This window comes from Actinomadura rubrisoli, from assembly GCF_004349215.1.
In the GTDB taxonomy this organism is placed as follows: Bacteria; Actinomycetota; Actinomycetes; order Streptosporangiales; family Streptosporangiaceae; genus Spirillospora; species Spirillospora rubrisoli.
The window spans coordinates 1-9564 of sequence record NZ_SMKU01000360.1; the positions used below are offsets into that span (position 1 = coordinate 1).

The window sequence follows — 9564 nt, forward strand, 5'->3', positions numbered from 1 at the left end:
CCCCTCCCGCCCAGGGCTTCGGCGCGCTGCCCCGCACGGGCGCTCCCGTCCCCATGACGATGGGCGAGTTCATCGGACGGTCCTACGAGGCCCAGACGGGCGATGCCGCGTCGCTGACGGGCGTCCCGGTGCGGCTCACGGGCTTCGTGACGCCGCGCAAGGACGGGGGATGGCAGGTGACGCGGCTGAAGATGGCGTGCTGCGCGGGCGACGCGATCCCGTTCCCGGTGATCGTCCGCGGCCTGCCGAGGCCGCCCGCCGACACCTGGGTCCAGGTCGACGGCACGTGGCGGCCACCGGCGTCGGGCAAGGTCGAGACGGGCGTGCACGAGCTGCGCGGCAGCGCGGTGAGGCGCGTCGCCAAGCCCCGCAACCCCTACGAGTGACCCCTGACACGGGAACGGCGACAAACCGGACGAGACCGGATCAGATCTAACGAGACCGGATGAGATCCACCGGATGAGACCGGACGAGATCAGCCCGGACGAGCTCTGCCGGATGAGCGAACCAGCAGGAGCCCGCCGATCGGGACCTGCCGATGGGGCTCACGAGGAAGAACCCACCTGAAGGCAGCAGCGCCCGCCGGACAGCAGGCATGCCGAGCGGGCCTGCTGACAGGCGCTGGAACAGGTGTTGGAAAGGCGCGCGGCCGTCCGGGTCCGAGACGTTCCGGGTACCGGCGGACCGAGCGCGTGGTCAGCGGATCGGGTAGACCGATGGAACCAGCGGCGTCGGGCCGGTGCCACCCGGGAACGTCGGCGCGCCAGCGGGCGGCTCGATGAACGGGGACTCCGCGTATCCCGGCTCTCCGTACCCCGGCTCTCCGAACGGAGAGACCGCGGCCACCATGGGTCCCGTCGTCACGGCGGCCTGCGCCGTGGGCGGTGGTGGCTGTGCCGAGGGCGGCACGTGCGAGCCGTCGGCCCGGCGCGGCTCCGGGGACGGGGACGCCCGTTCCGCGCGCCGCTCGGCCAGGACGGCCATGAGCGCGCGGGCGGTGTCGGCGTCCATCCGGAGCAGGACGCTGGGCGTCCCGCCCTGGTCGACGAAGGGGGAGACCGAGGGGGCGGCTGCGAGCTGCGGTAGTGCCGCCCGGATCTCCTCTCGGAGATCCTGGGCCAGCCGCAGCGCCTGTCGGTCACTGTCGCTCAAGTGTGCGGTCATCGCGATCTCCGGGGAGTTCACGTGCGGGGGTCCGGGGCAATCCTGCTAGGAATAGCGTGCAGGTGCAAGGGCTGATGCACGTGCATTTCAAGAAAATCATCCCGTAACCCCGGACGTTCCCGCTCGTTGAGGATCACTCCATGCCGCGCTTGCCGGGCGTCCAGAACGGCTTGACCAGCACGGACTTGCGCGGCCAGCCCCGCTCGCGCATCAGGTGGGCGCGGACGGCCTGCACGGTGCGCGCCTCTCCGGCCACGTAGGCGACGCCCGGTTCGTCCGGAAGGTCGAGGCCGCGCATCGCGTCCACCAGCACCGCGGACGACGCGGCCGGCGCGTCCCCGCGATGGCACCAGGTCAGCTCCCCGGCGCGCGGAAGCGGCAGCCGGTCCTCGGGCCTGGCGGTCTCGATCACCCCGTGCACGGCCTCGTCCTCCCCGGCCGCGCGGAGCATGGCCCCGAACGGGACCGCCGCCGTCTCCTCCCCCGCGAAGAGGTGGTACGCGGCGGGCCGCAGGGCGAACGGCCCCTCGGGCTTTCCGAAGACGACCCCCTCGCCCGGACGGACGGTCCTGGCCCATCGCGCGCCCGGCCCGTCCCCCTCGTGGTCCATGACGCACAGCTCCATGACGCCGGAGGACGCGTCGTAGTCCCATACCGAGTAGGTCCGCAGCGCGTTCATGAAGGCGCCGCTCACCCACGTCCGGGCGGCGGTGATGTCCGCCACGTGGACGCGGACCTGCTGGCCGGGCGTCCAGTCGAGGCCGGGCACACCGCCGACGCGGATCCACCGCATCCGCCCTGGCGCGGGCCGGACGTCCTCGACGCGGCCCCGGACGAACATCAGGTCGAGCAACCTTCCCCGGACGCCCCGGGCGGGCGCGCTCTGTTCCACGGACACCGTCACCCCTCGCCTTGACACGACATATCTCGATTGACCGGACAACACGATATATCTCTACTTGCCGCGCTTCCAGGGAATCCGGCTATTCGGACGACCGGTCGCGCCCCGGCAGGCCCAGGGAGACCAGAAGCGCGGCGACGCACACGACGACCGCGACCACCCGGTAACCCGCGGACATCGCGTCGGTGAAGGCCCCGATGACCTGCGCGTGCACGGCCGCCCCACCGCCCATGGCGTCCACGGCCGACAGCGCCTCACCCGCCGAGTGCGCATGCCCTGCGAGAGCCTTGGGAAGCCCGTCCGCGAACTGGTCTGTAAGGATCGTCCCGAGGACGGCGACACCGAGCGCACTGCCGATCTCCCGCGCGGCACCGTTCAGCCCGGAGCCGAGCCCAGCGCGCGCGGACGGGAGCGACGCCATGACCCCGACCGACAGCGCCGGCGTGCACAGGCCCATGCCGAGCGACATCACGACCAGGGCCAGGGCGTAGAGCCAGTACGGCGTGGAGGCGTCCGCGAATGACAGCAGGCCGAGCCCGACGCCGAGCGTCAGCAGCCCCACGGCGACCACGGGCCGGGTCCCGAACCGCCGCGCCAGCCCGATGCTCCGCTTGGACATGATGACCATGCCGACGACGAGCGGCGCGATCGCGACGCCGGTGAGCAGCGGCGAGTAGCCCTTGGCGTACTGCAGGTACTGGGCGTTGACGAAGAACAGCGCGAACAGGCCGAAGAACGCCAGCCCCAGGCCCAGCACGCCGCTGCGGAGCCGGGCGATCGCGAACACGCGCGGGTCGAGCAGCGGGTGCGCGGCGCGCAGGGCGTGCGCGACGAAGGCGGCCAGCAGCACCACCGCGCAGGCGAACCCGCCGAGCACCTGCGCGGACGTCCAGCCGCGCCCGGGCCCCTCGATGATCCCGAACAGCAGCGCGAACAGGGCGGCCGTGAGCAGCCCGGCGCCCAGCAGGTCGAGGTCGGCGGGATGCCGCTCGCCGCGCGGGGCCAGCCGCGCGACCAGGGCCGCCAGGAGGGCGGCGAGAGGCGCGCCGGCCAGGAACAGGCCCTGCCAGGGCAGCCACTCCAGCACCGCTCCCCCGCCGAGGTTGCCGACGGCGCCCGCGATCCCGGTGGCGGCCGTCCACGTGGCGATGGCGGTGGCCCGTTTCGCGGGCTCGGTCGCCTGGAGGAGCAGCGACAGGGTCGCGGGCATGATCAGCGCCGCGGCGGCTCCCGTCACGAGCCGTCCTGCCAGCAGGACGGCGACGCTGGGCGCCGCGGCCGACACCAGGCATCCGGCGGCGAAGACCCCGAGCCCCGCCATCAGCGCGCCCTTGCGCCCGTACCGGTCGCCGAGCGCCCCGGCGGGAATCAGCAGGCAGCCGAACACCAGGACATAGGAGTCGACGATCCACAGCAGCTCCGTGGACGAGGGGCTCAGCGAGCTCGCCGACAGCTTGGGAATGGACAGGTTGATCGCGGCGACCATGGCCACCACCAGGACCACACAGGCCGACATCAGCGGCGTCATCCAGCGCGCGGGGGCGCGGCCGGAGTCCGGCGGCGCGGAGCCCTGGACTGCATCGATCGTCATGGGGATTTCCTCAGGAGTCGTTTCGGGGAGCGCACGTCGGCACGTCATGCCGCGTGGGCGGAAGGAACGGAGGGGGGATATCCGAGGCCGCGCGCCGCCTCCGTGCTCTCCAACGTAGGCTGGGCGTGACTTGCTTTCAAATGCATCTTTTGCAGATGAGGGGTGCGTTCGGTGCAATCCGGAATGGATCTGAACCTGCTCGTCGCGCTGGACGTCCTCCTGGACGAGGGCAGTGTCACGGGCGCGGCCGAGCGCCTGCACCTGTCCGGTCCCGCGATGAGCCGGACGCTCGGACGGATCCGCAAGGCACTGGGCGATCCCGTGCTCGTCCGTTCGGGCCGGAACATGGTGCCGACGCCGCGCGCGCTTGCCATACGCGCGGAGGTCCATGAGCTCGTAGAGCGCGCGCGGGCCTTGTTCTCCGCCGACGACCTGGACCCGTCCGAGCTGACCGGGAGCTTCACCCTCCAGGCCGAGGAGGGCACGGTCGCCGTCCTCGCCGGGCCCCTCCTGGAGCGCGTCGCACGCGAGGCACCAGAGCTGACCCTGCGGTTCCTCGGCGAGGGCCCGCGCGACACCCATCTCCTGCGGCGCGACACGGTCGACCTGGAGATCGGCGTCATCGACGAGCACCCGGAGACCAGGACCGAACCGCTCCTGGAGGACCGCTTCATCTCGGTGGTCCGGCCAGGGCACCCCCTGGCGGGCCGTCAGGTGACGCTGGACGAGTGGGCAGGCGCGATCCAGCTCGTCAACACCAGGCGCGGCCGTTTGTCCGGCCCCTTGGACGAGATTCTCGCCGACAGGGGCCGCTCACGGCGGCTGGCCGGGACGGTGCCGACTGTCAGCACCGTCCTGCTCATCGTCCAGGAGACCGACCTGATGGGCTTCGCCGCCGAACGGCTCCACCGCCGCCTGGTGGACCGCCTCGGCCTGGTCCAGGTACCGGTGCCGTTCGAACCGCCTCCCCTGCACCTGTCCATGGGATGGCACACCCGCTACGACGCCGACCCGGCCCACGCGTGGCTGCGGCGCTGCGTCCGCGAGGTGCTGGACGACATCGTCGATCCGCTAGAATCCCGTTCGGGAACGGAGGGCACATGATCGACGGCACCTGCGACCCTCGCTTCGCCGCGGTGCAGGAGGCGTTCGCCGACAACTTCGCCCTGCGGGGCGAACACGGCGCCGCGGTATGCGTCACCGTGGACGGCCGCACCGTCGTCGACCTGTGGGGCGGCACAGCGGCCCCTGACCGGCCCTGGACGCGCGACACGTTGGTGAACTTCTTCTCCGTCGGCAAGGGCCTCACCGCGCTCGTCACAGCCCGCCTCATGGCCGACGGACGTCTCGACGTGGACGCCCCCGTCAGCCGCTACTGGCCCGGCTTCGGCAAGGAGGAAGTGACCGTCCGGCACCTCCTGACCCACCAGGCCGGTCTCCCAGCCTTGCGCGACCGCCTCCCCCCGGGCGCGATGTTCGACCGTTCGGTGATGGCCAAGGCGCTGACCGAACAGGAACCCTGGTGGCGTCCAGGACACGGGCACGGTTACCACGTCAACACCTTCGGGTTCCTCATCGGCGAAGTCGTGCGCCGCGCCACCGGACACACCATCGGAACGCTGCTGCGCGAAGAAATATCCGGCCCCCTGGGCGCGGACGTGCACATCGGGCTTCCCGCCACCGAACACCACCGCGTGGCCGAATTCGCCTGGGACGAGCCCCCTCCCGAAGACGACCGTTCCATGGACCTATCCGGCTCCCAGCTCATGACCTACAACGCCTACTTCAACCCGGGCGGCCTATCGGGCATGGGCGTCATCAACACACGCGCCTGGCGTGAGGCGGAACTGCCGTCCACCAACGGGCACGGCACCGCCCGCGGCGTCGCCCGCGTCTACACGGCCCTCGCCGCCGGCGGACACCACATCATCGCCCCGGACATCCTCACGGCCGCGACCACCGAACAGGTCTCCGGACACGACCTGGTGCTCGGCCGCCCGTCCCGCTTCGGGCTCGGCTTCCAGCTCACCCAGCCAGAACGTCCGCTCGGCCCCAACCCCCGCTCGTTCGGCCACTTCGGCGCGGGCGGATCGCTGGGCTTCTGCGATCCTGACACAGGGATGGCCTTCGGCTACGTCATGAACGAGATGGGCCCGCGCTGGCAGAACCCCAGGAACCGGGCCCTGGTGGACGCGGTCTACGCCTGCCTCTGAAAGGCGATCAGCATGGTGGAAACCCTCAGCGTCCAGGCCCTCAACAGGGCCACGCTGGCACGCCAACTCCTCCTCGCACGCGAGGCGATCCCGGTCGCCGACGCCGTGGCACGGCTGTGCGGCATGCAGGCCCAGGAACCCAAACCGCCCTTCCTCGGCCTATGGACCCGCCTGGACGGCTTCCAGACGTCCTCCCTATACACGGCAATACACGACCGGTCACTCGTCCGGGCAACCATGATGCGCGCCACCCTCCACCTGATGACCGCCGCCGACTACACCGCGTTCCGCACGACGATGCAGCCGATGCTGAACAACGCGATGCGCGTCCTAGGCGACCGCGCGGACGGCCTCGATCTGAAGCAGATCGTCCCGGCCGCACGCGCACTGCTCGAAGAGAAACCCCGCACCTTCAACGAGGTGCGAACACTCCTGCAAGACCGGTTCCCGAACGTCAACGACCGAGCCTTGGGCTACACCGTGCGGATGTGCGTCCCGCTGGTGATGGTCCCGACGCAAGACCGATGGGCCTTCCCCCGCACCTCCGAGTTCACCTTGGCCGACACGTGGCTGGGCACCGCCCCCACGTCCCCCGCACTCGACGAACTGATCCTTCGCTACCTGGCAGCGTTCGGCCCGGCATCCCCCGCCGACGCCCAGACATGGTCGGGCCTGCCCGCGCTCGGCGAGGTCTTCGACCGCCTACGCCCCAGACTCCGCGTGTTCGCCGACGACAAGGGCCGCGAACTGTTCGACCTACCCGACGCCCCGCGTCCGGACGAAGACGTCCCGGCCCCCGCACGCTTCCTACCCGAATTCGACAACCTCGTCCTGGCCCACGCCGACCGCAGACGCATCATCGCCGACGCCCACCGCCCATCACTCACCACAAAGAACCTCCGCGTCCGCGCCGTCTTCCTCTGGGACGGCTTCGCACACGGCACCTGGGAACTCGAATACAAACGCAAGATCGCCACCCTCCGCCTCCACCCCTTCGAGCCCCTTTCTCCCTCCGCTCTAGACGCCCTCACCACCGAGGCCGAGTCCCTCCTGCACTTCACCGAACCCAACGCCAAACAAACCGCCGTAACCGTCACAGATATCCCCTAACCAAACCCCCACCCTGCAGCCTGAGTTCCCTCTCGCACCAAAAAGCACCGCCTTGTGTACGGCGACGGCGGAAACCCTGCGGAGTTCGACCACAACTCCAAGAAGAGCGCAACCCGACTGCTCAACGAGACCACGCAAGTTTGAGCACGATGCCGTCAAACGCCCGACCACCCTCTGGACGAAACGCTGGCCGCTCTCACCGCACCCCAGAGGCAGCGAAACGACTTCCCGCACGTGCCAAGCTCTGGGGTATCACAGGCATTGACACCACGAGGACATCTCGCCACGGCAAGCACAGGAGGCGCCGCAGAACGGAGCAGAGCACGACGAAGCAAGACCAGACGAAGAAGAACCATTCGACAGTGCGACCTAGACCCTCCCAGAACAAGGCGCACAGATCCTCCTTGAGGATCTCGCAGCAGCGCGCCCAGGAAGTCGCCAACCACACGCACTTGAAACCGCCCCGCCGCCAGGTGTACTGACCATGGACGTTGATGACGGCGACACGGCTTGATGGGCTCGAAATGAGCGAGGACCCTCCTGGCGAGGTGTGTCACCACAACACGTGCACATCTCGTCCTGGAGGCCCTCATGGTCCACGCTGACGCCAAACTCGCGCCCGCCGGGCGGTTAGAGCCGGCCCGGTGTGGCAGAGCAGAACTGGCCGTTACGGCGGGCGTAAGCGCTCACCGCATTCAGCACGACGCCGGGGCGCGCACGACGACGTCTTTGATGGCCTCTCCCCAACACACGTCCGAGACACCGAGACCGCGACATCGGCGATGACGAGATGGACCGCGAGGACCCCTAGACCTCGATCGGCTACACGTTCTCGGCACCGGCGACGATCACGTCCTTTGTGTTATGCGAGGAACGGATCCGTACCCCACAGAACACACCCGGCGGCCGCCCGACCCCACCACCCGGTTCCGTGATCTCCACGTCGGCCCACTCGTACGGACGACCCGCCGAGCGCATCAGGCGCGCGAGGACATGGCCCTCCGCTTCGACCTCAGTGGTCTCCGTCATCCCGTAGAGCTGGAAGACCGGGGCCTTAAAGGGGCCGAGCGCGCCCCACAGTCCCTCGGACGTCAGGCCGGACGTGCCGCCCGGAGCACCGAATAGCCACGTCCGGCCGCTCCCGGGATTTCGGCACAGCCAAGACGATGAACGCATTGGCGATCCGTCCGCGCCCGAAAGCGTCGACCAGCGCGACAGCAGTCGATACCGCAGACGAGCACCCTCCTGCAACCCGGCCATCCGCTAGCCCACCCCGAAGTCGGCGTCGTTAAGCGAGGCACCCGTGAGGACGCCGGACGTCCCGAACGTCTCTAGAGCAGGACCACAATGTCGCCGGACCAACCGGCAGAACCAGGGTCCCCCGCGAGCTACTCCTCACGCCCCTACCCAGCGAGAATGACCTGTCCAGGCAGTTCGGGCGTCCACGACCGTCAGCGACGGCCAAGGTGATCTCGGCCGACATCAGGCGCCACTTGACCGCCACCACGCCACCACCGAGCTTGGCCACGCCAGAGAGCAAATCGAAGAACTCGGCCGCGTTCCTACCGACGCACGCCACTCACGAGCCCCGCTCAGACGATCACCTACGCCACACTGCTGTACCGTTCGCCAAGCACCGCATAGCCGACCGTACGGCTGTCCCCCGATGACGGCGGACGCCATCCCTACCCCACAGGCGTGATCGCGGACGATGAGACACCGACGGATAGTCCACCCAGCCCACCGAATGACATTCGGTTCCGTGCCACCGCCCCTACCAACACAACCTCGCACAGGGGAGGCATCCGCCGCCGTTACGTGCTTCTATGACGCTGTGAGCGTGCATAACTTCGAATAGTGATCAATCCGAGACCTGTGCTGATTGAAAGATCCACCAAATCGGTTCAAGCTGTCTCCGACGTCTGGAATGACCCGCCCGTTCCTTCCGACCGACCGCCGACAGGACGCGACATGTTCGAGATCTGGGAGACGAGTGAGCCCGCGCGGCTCATCAGCGATGCGGGCAGCCTGAAGGTCGCACTCGAGAAGGTCGACACGATGTGCAGGCTCCGGCACGACCAGGCCGTCGCCCACGTCGGAGATGCCGGCGAGGGCTATCACTTCGAGATCAGGGACCACGACGGCAAGGCCCTGGCCCGCCTCAGCTACGTGCCCGACACCTCCCGGGCCTACCAAAGCGTCGTAGTCGAGGAAATGCGCGGCGACGACGCGCGCGGCACCGCGTAAGGCACAGCGAACTCCAAGCCGCCCAGCCAATTCCCTTAACGGGCCCAACAACAGTTCCCCAACCAAGATCACTTGGTGCCTCCTAGCCCGCACGCGTGCGGCGCCCTACTCGGTGAAGCGGCGACGTACCGTCTGACCGGACGCTCCGAACACCGGATGCAGGTGACGCCAGGTGCACCCGACGGCGGCCACGAACACGCTCGCCACCAGCCCCCGTTACCTTTTTCACGTCCCACCGACCGCTGGTTGGTGGGAGCCAGGTCACCCGGTCCGGCATGATTCAAGCCCCCTGTCGCAAGCATGATCCGGGGGGTGTTGTCACCGGGCCCGGGTGGCGT

Annotated in this window: 9 protein-coding genes; 5 read left to right on the plus strand and 4 right to left on the minus strand. The window is 69.3% G+C overall.

The genetic code is table 11. The features are described from left to right. On the plus strand, positions 1-386 hold a 386-nt coding region (locus E1298_RS48785; RefSeq protein ID WP_481726148.1), incomplete at its 5' end, for a TIGR03943 family putative permease subunit. Between the two features lie 310 nt (positions 387-696). Here the strand turns inward: E1298_RS48785 and E1298_RS39380 are convergent. The 3 genes from E1298_RS39380 to E1298_RS39390 form a co-directional block, all read right to left on the minus strand. After that, positions 697-1152, minus strand: a complete 456-nt coding sequence (locus E1298_RS39380) for a hypothetical protein (RefSeq protein WP_131902481.1) — start codon at positions 1150-1152, stop codon at positions 697-699. Positions 1153-1297: 145 nt separating this feature from the next. Then, on the minus strand, positions 1298-2062 hold the full coding sequence (locus E1298_RS39385) for a siderophore-interacting protein (protein WP_207945106.1): 765 nt from the start codon (positions 2060-2062) through the stop codon (positions 1298-1300). An 85-nt stretch (positions 2063-2147) separates the two neighbouring features. Then, the gene (locus E1298_RS39390; RefSeq protein ID WP_207945107.1) at positions 2148-3656 is read right to left on the minus strand and encodes an MFS transporter; all 1509 of its coding nucleotides are present in this window, start codon (positions 3654-3656) and stop codon (positions 2148-2150) included. 171 nt (positions 3657-3827) lie between these two features. Between E1298_RS39390 and E1298_RS39395 the strand changes: the two genes are divergently transcribed. Genes E1298_RS39395 through E1298_RS39405 form a run of 3 tightly spaced genes read left to right on the plus strand, consistent with a single transcriptional unit; the run spans position 3828 to position 6979 of the window. Then, entirely contained in the window at positions 3828-4760 is a 933-nt protein-coding gene (locus E1298_RS39395; RefSeq protein ID WP_207945108.1) for a LysR family transcriptional regulator, read from the plus strand. Further along, complete coding sequence (locus E1298_RS39400; RefSeq protein WP_131902482.1) at positions 4757-5869, plus strand: serine hydrolase domain-containing protein; 1113 nt, start codon at positions 4757-4759, stop codon at positions 5867-5869. The genes E1298_RS39395 and E1298_RS39400 overlap by 4 nt, the downstream gene beginning before the upstream one ends. A 12-nt stretch (positions 5870-5881) precedes the next feature. Beyond that, positions 5882-6979, plus strand: coding sequence for a winged helix DNA-binding domain-containing protein (locus tag E1298_RS39405; RefSeq protein WP_131902483.1), 1098 nt, complete (start codon positions 5882-5884; stop codon positions 6977-6979). An 822-nt stretch (positions 6980-7801) separates the two neighbouring features. Here E1298_RS39405 and E1298_RS39410 read toward each other — a convergent pair. Next, positions 7802-8239 (minus strand): hypothetical protein, encoded by a 438-nt coding sequence (locus E1298_RS39410; RefSeq protein ID WP_131902484.1) that lies wholly within the window; start codon positions 8237-8239, stop codon positions 7802-7804. Positions 8240-8950: 711 nt separating this feature from the next. On the opposite strand from E1298_RS39410, the gene E1298_RS39415 reads away from it, so the two are divergent. Beyond that, entirely contained in the window at positions 8951-9226 is a 276-nt protein-coding gene (locus tag E1298_RS39415) for a hypothetical protein (protein ID WP_131902485.1), read from the plus strand. Positions 9227-9564 lie beyond the last annotated feature (338 nt).